Source organism: Streptomyces caeruleatus, from assembly GCF_001514235.1.
In the GTDB taxonomy this organism is placed as follows: domain Bacteria; phylum Actinomycetota; class Actinomycetes; order Streptomycetales; family Streptomycetaceae; genus Streptomyces; species Streptomyces caeruleatus.
Genome location: NZ_KQ948924.1, coordinates 973,953 through 991,209, shown reverse-complemented (window position 1 = coordinate 991,209; position 17,257 = coordinate 973,953). Strand labels below are relative to the sequence as shown.

14 protein-coding genes and 1 pseudogene are annotated in these 17,257 nt (G+C 69.3%); 12 read left to right on the top strand and 3 right to left on the bottom strand.

Going from position 1 to position 17,257, the window contains the following annotated elements; genetic code table 11:
- Positions 1 to 8: 8 nt before the first annotated feature.
- From AQJ67_RS04330 to AQJ67_RS04310, 5 genes are all read left to right on the top strand, one after another.
- Positions 9 to 1,292: an ABC transporter substrate-binding protein gene (locus AQJ67_RS04330; RefSeq protein WP_079055746.1), complete on the top strand. Its 1,284-nt coding sequence runs from the start codon at positions 9 to 11 to the stop codon at positions 1,290 to 1,292.
- Positions 1,289 to 2,311, top strand: coding sequence for a carbohydrate ABC transporter permease (locus AQJ67_RS04325; RefSeq protein ID WP_062716596.1), 1,023 nt, complete (start codon positions 1,289 to 1,291; stop codon positions 2,309 to 2,311). The genes AQJ67_RS04330 and AQJ67_RS04325 overlap by 4 nt, the downstream gene beginning before the upstream one ends.
- Complete coding sequence (locus tag AQJ67_RS04320; RefSeq protein ID WP_062716595.1) at positions 2,308 to 3,195, top strand: carbohydrate ABC transporter permease; 888 nt, start codon at positions 2,308 to 2,310, stop codon at positions 3,193 to 3,195. Before AQJ67_RS04325 ends, AQJ67_RS04320 begins: the two co-directional genes overlap by 4 nt.
- A gap of 44 nt (positions 3,196 to 3,239) precedes the next feature.
- On the top strand, positions 3,240 to 5,276 hold the full coding sequence (locus AQJ67_RS04315) for a beta-galactosidase (protein WP_062716594.1): 2,037 nt from the start codon (positions 3,240 to 3,242) through the stop codon (positions 5,274 to 5,276).
- A 163-nt stretch (positions 5,277 to 5,439) separates the two neighbouring features.
- Positions 5,440 to 7,566 carry a glycoside hydrolase family 2 protein gene (locus AQJ67_RS04310; RefSeq protein ID WP_208614895.1) on the top strand — a complete coding sequence of 709 codons (2,127 nt, stop codon included), beginning with the start codon at positions 5,440 to 5,442 and terminating at the stop codon, positions 7,564 to 7,566.
- Positions 7,567 to 7,737: 171 nt separating this feature from the next.
- On the opposite strand, the gene AQJ67_RS04305 is transcribed toward AQJ67_RS04310, so the two are convergent.
- Positions 7,738 to 7,995 (bottom strand): DUF1569 domain-containing protein, encoded by a 258-nt coding sequence (locus AQJ67_RS04305; protein ID WP_079055745.1) that lies wholly within the window; start codon positions 7,993 to 7,995, stop codon positions 7,738 to 7,740.
- On the opposite strand from AQJ67_RS04305, the pseudogene AQJ67_RS04300 reads away from it, so the two are divergent.
- The 5 genes and pseudogenes from AQJ67_RS04300 to AQJ67_RS04280 all read left to right on the top strand — a co-directional run.
- Positions 7,928 to 8,532 (top strand): annotated as a pseudogene (locus AQJ67_RS04300) (hypothetical protein); the annotation flags it as partial. The gene AQJ67_RS04305 and the pseudogene AQJ67_RS04300 sit on opposite strands and share 68 nt — an antisense overlap.
- Entirely contained in the window at positions 8,454 to 9,128 is a 675-nt protein-coding gene (locus AQJ67_RS04295; protein WP_244190354.1) for a transposase, read from the top strand. The pseudogene AQJ67_RS04300 and the gene AQJ67_RS04295, both read left to right, overlap by 79 nt.
- Before the next feature lie 32 nt (positions 9,129 to 9,160).
- Entirely contained in the window at positions 9,161 to 10,459 is a 1,299-nt protein-coding gene (pcaDC, locus tag AQJ67_RS04290; protein ID WP_062716593.1) for a bifunctional 3-oxoadipate enol-lactonase/4-carboxymuconolactone decarboxylase PcaDC, read from the top strand.
- Between the two features lie 49 nt (positions 10,460 to 10,508).
- Entirely contained in the window at positions 10,509 to 11,144 is a 636-nt protein-coding gene (locus tag AQJ67_RS04285; RefSeq protein WP_062716592.1) for an MBL fold metallo-hydrolase, read from the top strand.
- Positions 11,145 to 11,200: 56 nt separating this feature from the next.
- Positions 11,201 to 11,980, top strand: coding sequence for an exodeoxyribonuclease III (locus AQJ67_RS04280; RefSeq protein WP_062716591.1), 780 nt, complete (start codon positions 11,201 to 11,203; stop codon positions 11,978 to 11,980).
- Positions 11,981 to 12,088: 108 nt separating this feature from the next.
- Here the strand turns inward: AQJ67_RS04280 and AQJ67_RS04275 are convergent, their stop codons facing one another.
- Complete coding sequence (locus AQJ67_RS04275; RefSeq protein ID WP_062716794.1) at positions 12,089 to 13,855, bottom strand: SGNH/GDSL hydrolase family protein; 1,767 nt, start codon at positions 13,853 to 13,855, stop codon at positions 12,089 to 12,091.
- Positions 13,856 to 14,093: 238 nt separating this feature from the next.
- Between AQJ67_RS04275 and AQJ67_RS04270 the strand changes: the two genes are divergently transcribed.
- Together AQJ67_RS04270 and AQJ67_RS04265 are read left to right on the top strand one after the other, a co-directional pair.
- A complete protein-coding gene (locus AQJ67_RS04270; protein WP_062716590.1) occupies positions 14,094 to 14,501 on the top strand; it encodes a DUF6278 family protein in 408 nt (135 codons plus the stop codon).
- 137 nt (positions 14,502 to 14,638) lie between these two features.
- The gene (locus AQJ67_RS04265) at positions 14,639 to 15,382 is read left to right on the top strand and encodes an amino acid ABC transporter ATP-binding protein (protein WP_062716589.1); all 744 of its coding nucleotides are present in this window, start codon (positions 14,639 to 14,641) and stop codon (positions 15,380 to 15,382) included.
- Positions 15,383 to 15,608: 226 nt separating this feature from the next.
- Here AQJ67_RS04265 and AQJ67_RS04260 read toward each other — a convergent pair whose 3' ends face one another.
- Positions 15,609 to 17,177 carry a CocE/NonD family hydrolase gene (locus AQJ67_RS04260; protein ID WP_062716588.1) on the bottom strand — a complete coding sequence of 523 codons (1,569 nt, stop codon included), beginning with the start codon at positions 17,175 to 17,177 and terminating at the stop codon, positions 15,609 to 15,611.
- Positions 17,178 to 17,257: the final 80 nt, after the last annotated feature.

Here is a 17,257-nt window from a genome sequence, read left to right as displayed (position 1 = left end):
GTCGGCCCATGCCTGCTGCCAGTCGTCGCACCGTCCTGCGCGGTATTGGTGGGGCAGTCGCCCTCGGTGCCGGCATGCCGCTGCTCAGCGCCTGCGGCGGCAGCGGTTCGGCGTCCGACCCGAAGACGGTCAGCCTCGGGTCGAACGCGTCGGACGCGGTGCCGAAGAAGGCGTTCGCCGAGATCTATGCGGCGTTCACGAAGCAGTCCGGGATCACGGTCGACGTGAACACCAAGGACCACAACACGTTCCAGGAGCAGATCAACTCCTACCTCCAGGGCACCCCGGACGACGTGTTCAACTGGTTCGCCGGCTACCGCATGCAGTTCTTCGCGGCCAAGGGCCTCGCCTCCCCGATCGACGACGTGTGGCAGAAGATCGGCGGCAACTTCCCCGAGGCGATGAAGGCGCTCAGCAAGGGCGCGGACGGCAAGTACTACTTCGTGCCGATCTCCACGTCCCTCTGGGGTGTCTTCTACCGCAAGAGCGTCTTCCAGCGGTACGGCTACGAGGTCCCCACCACTTGGGACCAACTCGTCGCCCTGTGCAAGCAGATGAAGAAGGACGGTCTGGTCCCGTTCGCGTTCGGCGACAAGGATGCCTGGCCCGCGCTCGGCACCTTCGACCAGATCAACTTCCGCACCAACGGCTACGACTTCCACGTCGAGCTGATGGCCGGCAAGGCGTCCTGGACCGACGCCAAGGTCCGCAAGACCTTCGACCACTGGGCCGAGATCCTCCCGTACCACCAGGAGGGCGCCGTCGGCCGCACCTGGCAGGACGCGGCCCAGACGCTGATATCGAAGAAGGCGGGCATGTACCTGTTCGGCAGCTTCGTGGCCCAGCAGTTCACCAACAAGGCCGACCTGGACGACCTCGACTTCTTCCCCTTCCCGGAGATCAACTCCGCTTACGGGCAGGACACCGTCGAGGCTCCGACCGACGGCTTCATGCTCTCCAAGGCTCCGAAGAACAAGGCCGGCGCGCTCAAGCTCCTGGAGTTCCTGGGCACGCCGGAGGCCGAGCAGATCTACCTGAAGTCCGACCCGAGCCTGGTCGCAGCCTCCAGCAAGGCTGACACCTCCTCGTACACCGCGCTGCAGAAGAAGGCGTACGCGACGATCGCCGGCGCCAAGCACCTCACCCAGTTCATGGACCGCGACAGCCGCCCGGACTTCACCTCCACGGTGATGCAGCCCGCCCTGCAGAAGTTCATCCGTGACCCCAAGGGCGTCGACAGCCTGCTGGCGTCGATCGAGCGCCAGAAGAAGACGATCTTCGCGTCCGCATGACCGCCACCACGAACACCGGTACCGGGACCGGCACCACCAGCACCCCGGGGACGGCCGCAGTGCCGCCCCCGGGCAACCCGAAGAATGTGACCAAGGATCAGGCCAAGCGGCCGCGGCCCCCCTTGGGCCACCGACGGCTGCTCACCCGGCGGGACCGCATCACGCTCGGCCTGATGGCCGGGGTGCCGACGATCCTGCACATCGCCCTGGTCTGGGTGACGGCTCTCGCCTCGATCGCGCTGGCCTTCACCACCTGGGACGGCATCGGCTTCGACTCCATCAAGTGGGTCGGGCTGCAGAACTTCAAGGAACTGTTCACCAACAACCCGCAGTTCTGGCCGGCGGTCGAGCACAACGTCGTCTGGTTCGTCGTGCTCATCCTGATCCCGACTCCGCTGGGCCTCTTCCTGGCCGTGCAACTGGACAAGAAGATCCGGTTCAGCAAGGTGTACCAGACCGCGTTCTTCCTGCCCGTCGTGCTGTCGATGGCGGTCATCGGGTTTGTCTGGCAGCTCGTCTACAACCCCGACACCGGCCTGATCAACAGCATCATCGGTGCGAACGAGCCCGGCCACTACATCGACTGGATCGGCGACCCGGACCTCAATCTGTGGTCCGTGCTCATCGCCGCGTCGTGGCGTCACACCGGTTACATGATGATCTTGTACCTGGCCGGTCTGAAGGGCGTCGACCCGGCCCTGCGGGAGGCGTCCGCGCTGGACGGGGCGAATGAGTGGCAGACGTTCAAGAACGTCATCTTCCCGACCCTGCGCCCCACCAACACCGTAGTCCTGGTCGTCACGATCATCGAGGCGCTGCGCTGCTTCGACCTCGTCTTCGTCTTCAACAAGGGCGCCGAGGGCACGGAACTCCTCTCGATCCTGGTCACCAACAACATCATCGGCGAGTCCAGCCGGATCGGATACGGCTCGGCGATCGCCGTGGTCCTGCTGGTGATCTCGCTCGCGGTGATCATCCCGTATCTGATCGCCACCTTCCGGAAGGAGCGGCGCGCATGAGCACCGTGAGCGCGCTCGGAAAGCAGCGCACCCCCGTCCGCCCCGCCCGGATCCTGCTGCACGTCTTCCTCGCCGGTGCCGCGCTGGCCTGGCTCGCGCCCCTGCTGTGGGCGATGTACGCGGCGATGCGGCCGTACGCCGAGACCAGCACCAAGGGCTACGTCTCCTGGCCCGACAAGCTGAGCCTCGACAACTTCACCAACGCCTTCCAGCAGTCGGACATGCTCCACTACTTCGGGAACACACTGCTGGTGGCGATCCCGGCGGTGCTGCTGACGCTGTTCCTGTCGTCGTGTGTGGCCTTCTACGTCAGCCGCTTCGACTTCCGGGTCAACCTCTTCCTGCTCCTGGTGTTCACGGCCGGCAACCTGCTCCCGCAGCAGGTCATCATCACCCCGCTGTACCGCCTCTACCTGCTCATCGACCTGCCCGGCATCACCATGAGCGGCAAGCTCTACGACTCGGCGCTGGGCCTGGTGCTGATCCACGTGGCGTTCCAGTCCGGCTTCTGCGCATTCGTGCTGGCCAACTACATGCGCTCGCTGCCGCACGAACTGACCGAGGCCGCACTGGTCGACGGTGCGTCAGTCTGGCGCCTGTACTGGCAGATCGTGCTGCCCCTGTGCAAGCCGGCGATGGCCGCCCTGGCCACGTTGCTGTCCATCTGGATCTACAACGACTTCTTCTGGGCCCTGGTCCTGATCTCCACCGGCGAGAACATGCCGATCACCTCGGCCCTGAACAACCTTTCCGGCCAGTACTTCACCGACCCCAACCTGGTCGCCGCCGGCGCCCTGCTCACCGCGATCCCCACCCTGATCGTCTACTTCGTCCTCCAGCGCCAGTTCGTCAGCGGTCTCACGCTGGGCGCCAACAAGGGCTGAAGCACGCCGCCCACTCGTTCCCCACACCTCCCGGAGTACCACCAGTGACCACCGAACACCGTCTCCGCCTGCCCGGAATCGCCTACGGCGGCGACTACAACCCTGAGCAGTGGCCCGAGGAGGTGTGGGCCGAGGACATGGCCCTCATGCGCCAGGCCGGGGTGACCATGGTCAGCGTCGGCATCTTCTCCTGGGCTCTGCTGGAGCCCGCCGAGGGCGTCTACGACTTCTCGCGCATGGACAAGATCCTCGACCTCCTCCACGAGAACGGCATCGCCGCCGACCTCGCCACCCCGACGGCCTGCCCGCCCGCCTGGTTCTTCCGGGCCCACCCGGAGGCACTGCCGGTCGACCGCGACGGCCGCACGCTGTCGTACGGCAGCCGCCAGACCTTCTGCCCGTCCAGCCCGGCCTACCGCACGGCCGCGCTGCGTATCGCGGGTGCGCTGGCCGAGCGGTACGCCGACCACCCGGCCGTCGCGATGTGGCACGTCCACAACGAGTACGGCTGCCACAACGCGGAGTGCTTCTGCGACACCAGCGCGGCTGCCTTCCGGCGCTGGCTGAAGGCGAAGTACGGCAACGACCTGAACGCGCTCAACCACGCCTGGGGCACCACCTTCTGGAGCCAGTGGTACTACGACTGGGACGAGATCATCCCGCCCCGCGCCACCGGCGCCGGCCCCAATCCCGCCCACCGGCTGGACTGGCGCCGCTTCTGCTCGGACGAACTGCTGTCGCTGTTCACCGCCGAACGCGACGTGCTCCGCCGCGCCGCCCCGGACATCCCCGCCACCACCAACTTCATGGTGGTGCACAACTTCGACGCCCTCGACTACTGGCGCTGGGCTCCCGAGCTGGACATCGTCTCCAACGACCACTACCTGCTCGCCACCGACCCGGAGTCGGAGGCCGACATCGCGCTCTGCGGCGACCTGGTCCGCTCCCTGGCCGGCGGCCGGCCCTGGCTGCTGATGGAACACTCCACGGGAGCCGTCAACTGGCAGCCCGTCAACCGGGCCAAGCGGCCCGGCGAGATGCGCCGCAACGCACTCGCCCACGTCGCGCACGGCGCCGACGGCATCGCCTACTTCCAGTGGCGCGCCGCGAAGGCGGGCGCCGAGCAGTGGCACTCGGCGATGCTGCCGCACGCGGGCACCGACAGCCAGATCTGGCAGGACGTCGTGCAGCTCGGAGCCGACCTGCGGGCCCTCGCCGAAGTAGAGGGCAGCACCAGCCCCGCCCAGGTCGCCATCGTCTGGGACTGGAACGCCCGCTGGGCGATGGAGCTGCCCTCCCAGCCCAGCAGCGAACTCCGCTTCCAGGACCTGGTGAGGGACTGGTACACACCGCTCTGGAAGGCCGGCGTGGCGGTCGACTTCGTACGTCCCGACAGCCCGGACCTCGACCGCTACCGGCTCGTCCTCGCCCCCAGCCTGTACCTGGTCGACGACGCGGGAGCGACCAACCTTGCGGCGTTCGTCGAGCACGGCGGCACCCTCGCCGTGGGCTTCCACAGCGGTGCGGTGGACGAGAACTGCCATGTCCGCCTGGGCGGTTACCCGGGCGCCTTCCGGAAGGTCCTCGGGGTGCACGGCGACGAGCCGTTCCCCCTGCTGCCCGGCCAGACGGTCGGCCTGGCCGGCCAGGTCCCGCAGGACGCGACCGCCGACCTGTGGACCGAACGGCTCCGGCTCACCGGGGCGGAGGCCGTCGCCACGTACGCCGAGGGGCCGCTGGCCGGCGTCCCGGCCATCACCCGCCACACGTACGGCAGCGGCACCGCCTGGTACCTCGCCACCCACCCGGACACCACCACCCTGGACGCCGTCCTGGAGCGCATCCGCGAGGAGGCCGGAGTGCGTCCGGAGCACGACGTACCAGCCGGCGTCGAGGTGGTGCGGCGGCGGGGCGCGGAGGCCGACTACCTCTTCCTGATCGACCACGCCGGCCACGGCGCCGAGATCCCCGCCGAAGGGGTCGAACTCCTCACCGGTAAACCGGTCGTGGGCTCCGTCACCGTCCCCGAAGGCGGCGTCGCAGTCGTCCGCGAGGCGACGCGCGAACCGAGTGGCGGGTGAGACATCTGGGGTTGCCCCAGTGAGGTGGGACCGAGGCACTTCTCTCGGTTGCTTGAGGCGGGCCGTCAGCCAGATCCGGGTGCTGCCCGGCCCGCCACGGTCGTCGGCGTAACGCCGCGCCAGGGGAGTTTCCTGCTCCGACTCCACGGAAGTGAGTTCTGACATGACAGGTTTGCCCAGTCGCCGACAGGTGCTCGGCGGGGCTGCTGCGGGAGTGCTGGCCTCGCTGGCCGGGATTCCGCTCGCCGGTTCCGCGTCCGCCGCCACGACGTACACCGCACCCGATCCCCGTGTCTGGATCCACCTCAACAACGGGTGGCGGTTCATCAGATCGGACGTCGCAGGCGCGCAGGCGCCCGCATTCAACGACTCCGGATGGACGTCGGTCAACACACCCCACACCTGGAACGCCGCCGACGGTGCCGACGGCGGCAACAACTACTACCGCGGAGTGGGCTGGTACCGCCGCCACTACACCGTGCCGTCAGAACTGGCCGGCAAGAGGCTGTACCTGCAGTTCGCCGGGGTCAACCAGGTCGCCGACGTCTGGGTCAACGGCACGTACCTCGGGCAGCACAAGGGCGGGTACTCCCGGTTCAGGTTCGACGTCACGGCCGCGCTCGTCCCGGGCGCGGACAACGTGATCGCGGTCAAGGTGACCAACGCCCGCGACACCGACATCGCCCCGGTGGGCGCGGACTACACCTTTCAGGGTGGCATCTACCGCAACGTGAGCCTGTGGGCCGTCGACGACCTCCATGTGCGGATGACGGACTACGCGGGCCCCGGTATCTATCTGCGGCAGAGCAACGTGACCTCGGCGTCGGCCACGGTGACCGTCACGACGAAGCTGTGGAATGACAGCAACGCCACCAGATCGGTGGTCGTCCGCACCGTCATCGCCGACCAGAGCGGGGCCATCGTCGCGGAGACGAGCAGCACCGCGCAGACCGTCCCCGCGGCCACCGGCAAGGAGATGCAGCAGACCGTCCACATCAGCAACCCGCGCCTGTGGAACGGTCTGGCGGATCCGTACCTCTACAACGCCAGCGTCGAGATCCATGACGTCACCGGCGGCGGGGACAGGATCACGGACGTGGTGACCGAACGCCTGGGCCTTCGCTCCCTCGCCGTCGACGCCGACACAGGCTTCCGCCTCAACGGCAGCCACCTCCACCTGCACGGCGTCAACCTGCACCAGGACCGGGCCGGTAAGGGCTGGGCGATATCCGACGCCGACCACACCCAGGACCTCGACCTCATCAGCGAGATCGGCGCCAACGCCATCCGCATGGCGCACTACCAGCACGACCAGAAGGACTACAACCTCGCCGACGAACGCGGGCTGCTCGTGTGGGCGGAGATCCCGCTGGTCGACATCGTCACCGACTCGGCCGCCTTCACCACCAGCACCCAGAACCAACTGCGGGAACTGGTCCGGCAGAACTACAACCACCCGTCGATCGCCTTCTGGGGCATCGGCAACGAACTCCTCGACTACAACGGCACCGCTGCGAACAAGCTGCTCGCGTCCCTGGCCGACATCATCGAGGCCGAGGACCCGGACCGGTTCTCCACCTACGCCGTGCGCGGCGAGGACCCCGACAACGCGCAGGCGGGCCTGCACACGCAGACGACGGGCTTCAACAAGTACTACGGCTGGTACTACGGCTCCAAAGACAACGACCTCGGGGCATGGGCCGACAACCTGCACGCGAACGCTCCCTCCCGCAAGATCGCGATGTCCGAGTACGGCGTCGGCGCCAGCACCACCCAGCACGCCCTCAACCCGCCCAAGCCGGCTCCGGGCGGACCCTGGCACCCGGAGGAGTACCAGTCGCTGTTCCACGAGGCGGCCTGGAAGCAGCTCGCCGAACGTCCCTACATCTGGGGCACGTTCGTCTGGGCCATGTTCGACTTCGCCTCCGACGGCCGCAACGAGGGGGACCGCCCCGGGATCAACGACAAGGGCCTGGTCACCCGCGACCGGCAGACCCGCAAGGACGCCTTCTACTGGTACAAGGCCAACTGGGCCGACACTCCCACCCTCTACATCACCAGCCGCCGCTGGACCCAGCGCACCGACGCCGCCACCGAACTCAAGGTCTACTCCAACGCGGGCCAGGTCACCGCCACCCTCAACGGCACCTCGCTGGGACCCCTGAGCAGCAGCGACCACATCTTCAGGTGGCCCCGCATCACCTTGAGGCCCGGACAGAACATCGTGACGGTCACCGCGACCATCAACGGCTCCACCTACACCGACAGCGTCAACTGGACACTCGGCTGAGAACCCGGCCCCTCGACAGACGCCCCGTCCGACAAGCGGAACAGGCGCTACAGGGGCAGGGGGATGCCACATTTCCGACGATGGCGTGCCACGCCAAGCGGCCTGCGCCGTCAGCAGCGTGCGACTGCCGACCTGCCACAGCGGCTCGCGATGCCAGCCGATCCCGCCTCGTCATGGTCCCGGGAGGTGTTCGGTGAGATGCATGGCATGCAGCCGCGCGAACTCGTCGTGCGTGCAGCCTCCGTAGGCGGGGTGGGCGGCGTGTTCTCCGGCCGCGAAGCCGGCCGCGGCCTCGGTCACCGGCAGGACCGGGTCCAGCGGCGGCGCTCCGTCGATCTCCGCACCGAGCGGGTGCTTCACGGACGGTGACGGAACCTTGATCCTGGTCGCCGAGGATGGGCGTCGTCTGGACCCGGTCGACGAGGTCATCGTCCTGACCGGTTTCCGCCCCGACCTGTCCTTCCTCTCCGAGATCCGCCTCGGCCTCGACGAGCGCCTGCAGGCCCCGACCGCCCTGGCCCCGCTGATCGACCCGAACGTGCACTACTGCGGCACGGTCTACCCGCACGGCGTGAATAACTTGCCCACCCGGAGAAGGACCTACCTGGTCGGCATGAAGTCCTACGGCCGCGCGCCCCCACGTTCCTCGCGCTGACCGGCTACGAGCAGGTCCGTTCCATCGCGGCGGCGATCGCTGGCGACCAGGAGGCCGCCGAGCGCGTCGAACTCACCCTGCCGGAGACCGGTGTATGCGGCGGCGCGGGTCTGTTCGACGACCCCGACGCCGCCCAGGGCAGCGAGGGCGGAGGCTGCTGCGGCGTCCCGGCCACCCTGCAGATCGGCATCTGCGCCCCGGACTCGTCCGACGGCTGCAAGCTGCACTTTCGATGTTCAAAATCGCCAAGGACTCCGCGGTCAAGGCCCGTACCCAGGCGATCAACCAGCTCAAGGCCGTCCTGGTCGTAGCCGACCCTGCTCTGCGGGAGCGGCTGTCCGACCTGGGTAACCGCGAACTGTTCCGCACCTGCGCGTGCCTCAGCCCGCGCGACGGCGAGGGCGAGGGCGATGAGGATGCCGTCGCCCAGGCCACTCGTATCACCCTGAGGCTGCTGGCCGAGCGCATCGAGCAGCTCACGGGGCAGATCGATGAGCTGAATCAGCGACTGACCGGGCTCGTCGAAGGCCATGCCCCGCAGCTGCTCGCGCCGGTCGGTATCGGCCCGGACTCCGCCATCACGCTCCTGATCACCATGGGCGACAACCCTGAGCGGCTGAGCACTGAGGCGTCCTTCGCCGCCTTGTGCGGGGTCAGTCCGATCGAGTACTCCTCGGGCCGGCAGAGCTCGCGTCGCCTCAACCATGGCGGCGACCGGCAGGCGAATGCCGCTCTGCACCGCATCGTGTTCACCCGGCTGCGCCACGACCCGCGCACTCAGGCGTACTACGAGCGCCGCACCCAGGAGGGCAAGACCCGTCGTGAGATCATCCGTTGCCTCAAGCGATATGCCGCCCGCGAGGTCTTCAACCTGGTCCGGACGGTCTCTACCGACCCCCCGTTATAGGGGCGTCCGTGACAGATGAGAGGGTCAGGCGGGTGAGTGAGACACCGATGAGCACCCTGCAATACCGCTTTGACGGGCCAGAAGACGCCCCAGTCCTGATCCTCGGTCCCTCACTGGGTACCACATGGCACATGTGGGACCGCCAGGTCCCGGAGCTGACCCAGCAGTGGCGCGTCTTCCGGTTCGACCTGCCGGGGCACGGCGGCGCCCCCGCCTACCCCGCCGGCTCCGTCGCGGAGCTCGCCGACCGACTGCTCGCCACCCTCGAGGGCCTGGGTGTGCAGCGCTTCGGCTACGCGGGCTGCGCGCTCGGCGGCGCACTCGGCATCGAACTCGCCCTGCGCCACCCGGAGCGCATCGCCTCGCTCGCCCTGATCGCCGCCTCGCCGCGCTTCGGCACGGCCGACGAGTTCCGGCAGCGGGGCGTCATCGTGCGCACGAACGGCCTCGACCCCATCGCCCGTACCTCGCCCGACCGCTGGTTCACCACCGGCTTCGCCGCCGCCCAGCCCGCGATCACCGAGTGGGCCGTGCAGATGGTGCGCACCACCGACCCGGGCTGCTACATCGCCGCCTGCGAGGCGCTCGCCTCCTTCGACGTACGGCCCCAGCTCGCCGGTGTCTCCGTGCCGACCCTCGTCCTCGTCGGCTCGGACGACCAGGTCACCGGCCCGGCGGAGGCCCGCACCCTGGTCGCCGGCATACCGGACGCCCGTCTGGCGGTCGTCCCCGGCGCCTCCCACCTCGTCCCGGTCGAGCAGCCCGCCGCCGTCACCGATCTGCTGGTCCGGCACTTCACGACCGCCTGGCAGCCCGCCTACAACTCCACCACCGGCCAGATGGCCATCGTGGCCGCCCCCGCCAAGCCGGTCCTGGCCGCCGCGCCTGCGCAGCCCGCGCCCATCGCCGAGATCGCGCCGGCCGTCGTACAGCCGCCGGTGACCGGGCGGCCGGACCCGTACGACGCGGGGACCAAGGTCCGTCGCGAGGTGCTCGGCGACGCGCACGTCGACCGGGCGCTGGCGCAGGCGGAGGAGTTCTCGGGGGACTTCCAGGAGTTCATCACCCGGTACGCCTGGGGCGAGATCTGGGACAGACCCGGCCTGGACCGCCGCTCCCGCAGCTGCGTGACCCTCGCCACCCTCGTCGCCGGTGGCCACCTGGACGAGCTCGCCTTCCACACCCGCGCCGCCCTGCGTAACGGCCTCACCCCGGACGAGATCAAGGAAGTGCTGCTCCAGACGGCCGTCTACTGCGGTGTGCCGGCGGCGAACAGCGCCTTCAAGGTCGCCCAGCAGGTCATCAGGGAGGAGACCACTCCCACGGAGTGACCACGCCCGGAGCGTGATCGCGGACCGGCGCCGAGGGCAGGATGGTGCCATGAAGCTCACGAAGAAGTCGCACGCCTGCGTCCGCCTCGAGAAGGACGGGCGCACGCTCGTCCTCGACCCCGGAGGGTTCAGCGAGGAGGACGCCGCGGTCGGCGCGGACGCGATCCTCGTCACGCACGAGCACCCCGACCACTTCGACGAGGCGCGCCTACGGGCGGCCCTGGAGGCCGACCCGGCCGCCGAGATCTGGACGCTGCGGTCCGTCGCGGAGCAGATCTCGGCGGCGTTCCCCGGCCGCGTCCACACCGTCGGCCACGGTGACACCTTCACCGCCGCCGGCTTCGACATCCAGGTCCACGGCGAACTGCACGCCGTGATCCACCCGGACATCCCGCGCGTCACCAACGTCGGCTACCTGATCGACGGCGGCCGCGTCTTCCACCCCGGCGACGCCCTCACCGTCCCCGACCACCCGGTCGAGACGCTGATGCTCCCGGTCATGGCGCCCTGGAACAAGATCTCCGAGGTCATCGACTACGTCCGCGAGGTCAAGCCGCAACGTGCCTACGACATCCACGACGCCCTGCTCACCGACCTGGCCCGGCCGATCTACGACCGCCAGATCGGCGGCCTGGGCGGCTCGGAGCACCTGCGGCTGACCCCGGGGGACTCCGCCGAGCTGTGACCGGCCCCACCCCGGGCGGGACCGCGTTGTCAGTCCCGCCCGGTAGGTTGTCAGGCATGCGCATCGCCACCTGGAACGTGAACTCGATCACCGCACGCCTGCCGAGGCTCCTGGCCTGGCTGGAGAGCAGCGGCACCGACGTGCTGTGCCTCCAGGAGGCCAAGGTCGCCGAGGACACCTTCCCGTTCGACCCGCTGCGCGACCTCGGCTACGAGGCGGCGGTCAACGCCACCGGCCGGTGGAACGGCGTGGCGGTGCTCTCCCGCGTCGGCCTCAAGGAGGTCGTCAAGGGCCTCCCGGGCGACCCCGGCTTCGACGGCGCCGAGGAACCCCGCGCCATCTCCGCGACCTGCGGCCCGATCCGCGTCTGGTCGGTGTACGTGCCGAACGGCCGTGAGGTGGACCACCCTCACTACGCCTACAAGCTCCAGTGGTTCGAGGCCCTCAAGGCCGCCGTCGCCGGCGACGCGGGCGGCAGCCGCCCCTTCGCGGTGATGGGCGACTACAACGTGGCGCCGACGGACGACGATGTCTACGACGTGGCCGCCTTCGAGGGCCTCACCCACGTCACTCCCGCCGAGCGCGCCGCCCTCGCCTCCCTGCGCGAGTCCGGCCTCTCCGACGTGGTCCCGCGCCCCCTGAAGTACGACCACCCGTACACGTACTGGGACTACCGCCAACTCTGCTTCCCCAAGAACCGCGGCATGCGCATCGACCTGGTCTACGGCAACGAGCCGTTCGCCAAGGCCGTCACCGACTCCTACGTGGACCGCGAGGAGCGCAAGGGCAAGGGCGCGTCGGACCACGCGCCGGTAGTGGTCGACCTGGACGTGTAGGGGAGGTCGCCCACAATCAGCCCGTCCGGCGTTTGAGGACGAGGCCGCCAGGCCGACAGGGGGGTCTGGGGGCACAGCCCCCAGGCGCCCACCCCAACGCCGCAAACCTCACGGCACCAGCAACCTCAGATCCACCGCCCCAGCCAGCGCAGCGAGCCCCGCATCGCCGGGATGCAGATGGTCCCCACTGTCGTACGCGGCCAGCATGCGAGAGGGCCGCGCGGGATCCCGCACCACCGCGTCGAAGTCGAGGACACCGTCGAACGCGCCGCCGGAGCGGATCCACGCGTTCACCTCGACCCGTTCCACGTCGGCCAGCGCGGTGCACTGTGCCTCGCCCTCGCACGGCAGGATCGTCGCCGCCAGCATCCGCAGCCCTCGTGCGTGCCCCCGGTCCGCGATCTCGCGCAGCCCGGCGATCACCTGCTCCGAGCTGGTGCCCCAGCGCACATCGTTGACGCCCTCGAACACGACCGCCGTACGCGCCGACGTCTGGGCCAGGACATCCCGGTCGAACCGGTGCACGGCGCTCACCCCGGCCGTGTCGGTGGAGACCCCGTCACCGGGGTAGCGGTCGGAGACCACTCGGTTGCCCGAGACCCCCTGGTTCAGCACCCCGTAGCGCGGGACCACACTCTGCTTCAGCAGCCGTGTGGCCAGCACATTGGGCCACCGCCGGTTGGCGTCCGTCGTGGACTTGTCGCCGTCGGTGATCGAGTCCCCGAGGAGCACCACGGACCCCGGCCCCCCGCTGACGTCGACACCGGTCAGCAGCGGCCAGCTGGTCAGGACCGTCGGGTACGCCGTCGCGGACCCGTCCGCCGTGTGGTCACCGGGTGCGCTCACGTACGACCGCTGCTGTGCGAGCCGGTGCACGGGCGCGGCCGGCACGGTCCCCGGCAGATGGAAGCTCACCAGCAGATTGGTGTCCGCGGGCACCTTGAAGCCGAGCGGATCGCTGTAGGCCTGCGCCCCGGCCGGGATCACGGTGCCCGCCGCACCCCGGAAGGAGACCGCGACCGGCGTCGCCCGCGCCGCCGCGCCCGCCGACTGCACGGCCACCGTGGCCCTGCCGATCCGGACCGGCGCCGCCGCGAAGGTGTTGTCGAACCGCAGCCGCACCCGAGGCCCGCCGACCGACGTGTGCACCACCAGCCGCAGCGTCCGGTCCGTCCACGGCCCCACGGTCGGATAGCCGCCCGTCGCCGTCGACCAACTCCCCGTCCAGCCCGTGGCCGGGGCCCGTACCGCCAGCGCGAACACATGGAGGCCGGTCGCCCTCGGCAGCCGTACGGAGGTGACCGCGCGTCCCACCACGACCGGCACGGTCACGACGTACAGCCGCGGCCGCTCGGCGAGTTGGCCGTAGGGCGTGTTGAGGTGCGTCAGGGCCACGGCCTTGGTGGCGAGCGGGCCGGTGCGCCAGTCGGGGGCGGTCAGGTGGTAGGAGGTGCGGCTGCCGTCGGCGTAGGTGACGACCCCCGTGCCGGCGGCGCCGGAGCCGCCCGTGCCGGCCACCAGGAAGGCGAGGGCGTCGCCCCGTCCGCGTACCCGTACGTCCTGTCCGGCGGCGAGGACGTTGTCCGGCCGACCCGGCTGCCGCTTCGGCCAGGTCAGCCGGGCGCCCTGCACGGTCAGCGCGCGGCCGGGTCTCCAGCCGGCGGCCGTGAGGGCCTGTGCCGACAGGGAGGCGCCCGACCCGTCGAAGTCGGCCTCGGCGGGCCGGGCGTCGTCGCTGACGGCCCTGTTGTCGAAGAGCTGGTCCAGCGGCAGCGGCCCGGCTCTGCGCTCGGGGGCCGCCTGTGCGGAGACACCCGGCACCAGGACCGCGAAGACAGCGAGGACGACCGCGGAACTCCACACATGTCGGCGCAACTCCGACTCCTCCCGTTCACGACCGCTCAGGACGGCGTATGACTGCACATGACAACTTCAACTTCAGATGAGACGTACAGGTGCGAGACGTTCCGGCGAGACGCATGACGCACCGTGAAGTTAGAGAGGCACCCGTGACCCGTCAACGAGCCATGCCACAACTCGACGTGAACTCGCCCGGAATCGACGGCCCGCGCGCCTGTGGTGCGTTCGGCCGTGCGAATGACACGCTGGGTGTATGAAGATCCCTTTTCTGGGCAACCGGCCCGAGAAGCGCGGGGCCCTCGACCCCGAGGGCATCGCCGAACTCCTCGCCGAGTGCGAACTGCTGCGCTCCCACGCGTCCCGGGCGGGGATCCAACTCGACGACACGGCGGCCTCGTTGGAGGAGCTCGACCAGTTGCTGCCGCGGTGGCGGGAGGACGAGGAGATCCTGCCGTGGCTGGGCAACGACGCCGGCCTGTACCTCGGCACCGTCATCGTGCGCACCGTGCCCGGGGCCGCCTGGGAGATCCGGCCGGACGGTCAGCCGGTCGTGCGGCTCGCCTCCGGCCGTGAGTTCGATGTCGTGAGCTCGGGGCAGGAGTGGGCCGCGAACGGGGTGCCGGAGCTTTCGCAGCTGTATGCGGAGGTCTCGGAGGCGTGACATCCCGGCCAGTAGTTCGACATAAATTCGGCGTAAATACGGCTTATGCCCGAAAAGTGCGTGTCGCGCATGGAGCCAACTGCTGCCCGGATAGTTTGCGGAAACCGCTACACAGCTGAGAGTGACTGGGGCTGGGCATGGCTGGCGATCCACTGATCGACCTGCGTGACGTCAACAAGTACTTCGGGGACCTGCATGTCCTCCGCGACATCGATCTCACCGTCGGCAAAGGCGAAGTGGTCGTGGTCATCGGCCCCTCGGGGTCGGGGAAGTCGACGCTGTGCCGGGCCATCAACCGGCTGGAGACCGTCCAGTCCGGCACGATCCTGCTCGACGGGCAGCCGCTGCCCGCGGAGGGCAAGGCCCTCGCCCGGCTGCGTGCCGAAGTCGGCATGGTCTTCCAGTCCTTCAACCTGTTCGCCCACAAGACGGTCCTGCAGAACGTCTCCCTCGGCCAGGTCAAGGTCCGCGGCCGCAAGAAGGAGGACGCCGACCGGCGCTCCCGTGAGCTCCTGGAGCGCGTCGGTGTGGCCGACCAGGCGGACAAGTACCCCGCGCAGCTCTCCGGCGGCCAGCAGCAGCGTGTGGCCATCGCCCGCGCCCTCGCCATGGGCCCCAAGGTGATGCTGTTCGACGAGCCCACCTCCGCGCTCGACCCCGAGATGATCAACGAGGTGCTGGAGGTCATGCGTCAACTCGCCCAGGACGGCATGACGATGATCGTCGTCACCCATGAGATGGGCTTCGCCCGCTCGGCCGCCAACCGCGTCGTCTTCATGGCCGACGGCCGCATCGTCGAGGACCGCAGCCCTCAGGAGTTCTTCACCAACCCCAGCAGCGAGCGCGCCCGGGACTTCCTGTCGAAGATCCTCCATCACTGAGCGGGAAGTGCGACCCATGCCGAGACGAACGGCGTTTCTCCACGCCGGAATCCTCGCCGCGAACGACCTCGACTACGATGTTCCGTCCGTCCCCAAGGCCGTGGAGGTGGCCCCGGTCGCGACCAGGGACGCTGCTGCCGGGTGGGGATCCCCCCACGGCCCCTAGACCAAGGGGCAGCAGGGGGCAGCAGTCACAGAGCCATACCCGCCCGGCGCCGGCCGGAGATCACTGCTCGCGCAGTGGAATCGACACGTACGACGGGTCGTTCGCCGGTGAGGAGAAGGTCAGCCGCGCGCCGGACGGGTTGTGCTCGATGTAGAGCGGGTCGACCGTGTCGACGACCAGGGCGAGCCGGTGCCCTGCCGGGACGTCGTAGGCCGTGGAGTACAGCTCCAGGTCGACGCCGAACGGCTTGCCCGGCGTACGTCCGTGGAAGGTGTACGGCGCGTTGCTGACCAGCTTGCCGAGGCCGAGCGGGCCCACGTCGTAGAGGTAGGCGACGAGGGTGCCGCTCTCCTTGGTCGGGGTGAGCGTGGTGTGCAACTCGACGGTTCCGCGCACGTGTTGGGCCGTGGCGTACTTCTCCGACTGCCAGACGCCCGCCCAGCGCCTGGGGATCAGCGGGATCGAGGCCATGGGGGGCAGCTGGGCCACCTGGTCGAGGATGCTGGAGAGGAAGACGACGCCGCCGTCCGCGCCCGAGTTGACGTTCGTGCGGATGGTGGTCGTGCCGCCGAGGGCGATCTTCCGGTCGGTCGCGCCGACCGACTTCCAGTCCGGATAGCCCTCGTAGCCGCCCGAGGAGCGGGATTTGAGCCGGACGGGCAGCTCGCGGTTGACGCCGTTGTCCTCGCCCTTGAGGTAGTGGTCGAACCAGCGCTCGGTGTCCGTCCACACGTCGTTGGGCAGGCCGAACAGGCCGGTCAGCTCGGCCGTGGCGTGGTCGCCGGGGCGGAACTCCAGGCGCTTGGGGCCGGTCAGCTTCTCGTAGAAGTCCGCGTACTGGTTGGGCGGGAAGACCGTGTCACCCCAGGCGTTGGCCATCATGACCGCGGCGCCGTTCTTGTTCAGTTGGTCCACGTATGGTGCGGCAGAACGTTCCTTCCCCCAATTGATCATGTCCTGTTCCTTGGACAGGTTGGAGGCGTAGAAGTCGTTGAAGATCTGCCGCACTTCGGCGCTCTGGCGGCCGGTGACCAGGCTCGCGCCGTCGAGCAGTGCGGCGGCCTGGACGTGCTGGGTGCGGCCGGAGTAGATGGAGCCGATGAGGTCGGCCCAGCCGCTGAGGGCGGCGACGGCCCGGACCCGTTTGTCGTGCGCGGCGGTCAGCAGGCTGATGCCGGCGCCGTACGAGACGCCCGCCATGCCGATGTGCCCCGCGTCGGCGGGGGTGTTGGCGAGCGCCCAGTCGATCACCCTGGACGCGTCGGCTATGTCGGGCGGGCCCGCCACTTCTATCTCGCCGCCCGACTGCCAGAAGCCGCGCACGTTGTAACTGACCACGACATAGCCCGAGTTCGCGAGTTTCTGGGCCTGCGCGAAGTACTCGACCTGGGGCAGGCCCCAGCTCGTGGGCAGGACGAGCAGCGGGTAGCGGCGACCGCCGTCGGCGTCGGCCGGCGTGATGACGTTCGCCTTGAGCGTGGTGCCGCCGTCGCCGCTGATGTCGACGAAGCGGACGCTGCCGGTGGCCGCCTGGGCGGCGGGGGCGAGCCCGAGGGCGGTCCCGGCGATCAGAGTCGCGGAGACGGCGCCCACGGCGGTCGTGCGCAGGGCCTTGCGTTGGGTTCCCACGGGTCACTCCTCACTCGTGTCAGTGCAAAGTGACCGAACGGTAACCGTGGCCCCTTACCGCAAGTAACCCGTGGGTAAGT

What these genes read in the sequence shown, in the direction of transcription:
- AQJ67_RS04280 (WP_062716591.1), top strand. Translation starts at nt 11,201, where the DNA reads ATGCGCATCGCCACCTGGAACGTGAACTCGATCACCGCACGCCTGCCG.
- AQJ67_RS04295 (WP_244190354.1), top strand. Translation starts at nt 8,454, where the DNA reads ATGTTCAAAATCGCCAAGGACTCCGCGGTCAAGGCCCGTACCCAGGCG.
- AQJ67_RS04330 (WP_079055746.1), top strand. Translation starts at nt 9, where the DNA reads ATGCCTGCTGCCAGTCGTCGCACCGTCCTGCGCGGTATTGGTGGGGCA.
- AQJ67_RS04265 (WP_062716589.1), top strand. Translation starts at nt 14,639, where the DNA reads ATGGCTGGCGATCCACTGATCGACCTGCGTGACGTCAACAAGTACTTC.
- AQJ67_RS04305 (WP_079055745.1), bottom strand. Translation starts at nt 7,995, where the DNA reads ATGACCTCGTCGACCGGGTCCAGACGACGCCCATCCTCGGCGACCAGG.
- AQJ67_RS04325 (WP_062716596.1), top strand. Translation starts at nt 1,289, where the DNA reads ATGACCGCCACCACGAACACCGGTACCGGGACCGGCACCACCAGCACC.
- AQJ67_RS04310 (WP_208614895.1), top strand. Translation starts at nt 5,440, where the DNA reads ATGACAGGTTTGCCCAGTCGCCGACAGGTGCTCGGCGGGGCTGCTGCG.
- AQJ67_RS04320 (WP_062716595.1), top strand. Translation starts at nt 2,308, where the DNA reads ATGAGCACCGTGAGCGCGCTCGGAAAGCAGCGCACCCCCGTCCGCCCC.
- AQJ67_RS04270 (WP_062716590.1), top strand. Translation starts at nt 14,094, where the DNA reads ATGAAGATCCCTTTTCTGGGCAACCGGCCCGAGAAGCGCGGGGCCCTC.
- AQJ67_RS04285 (WP_062716592.1), top strand. Translation starts at nt 10,509, where the DNA reads ATGAAGCTCACGAAGAAGTCGCACGCCTGCGTCCGCCTCGAGAAGGAC.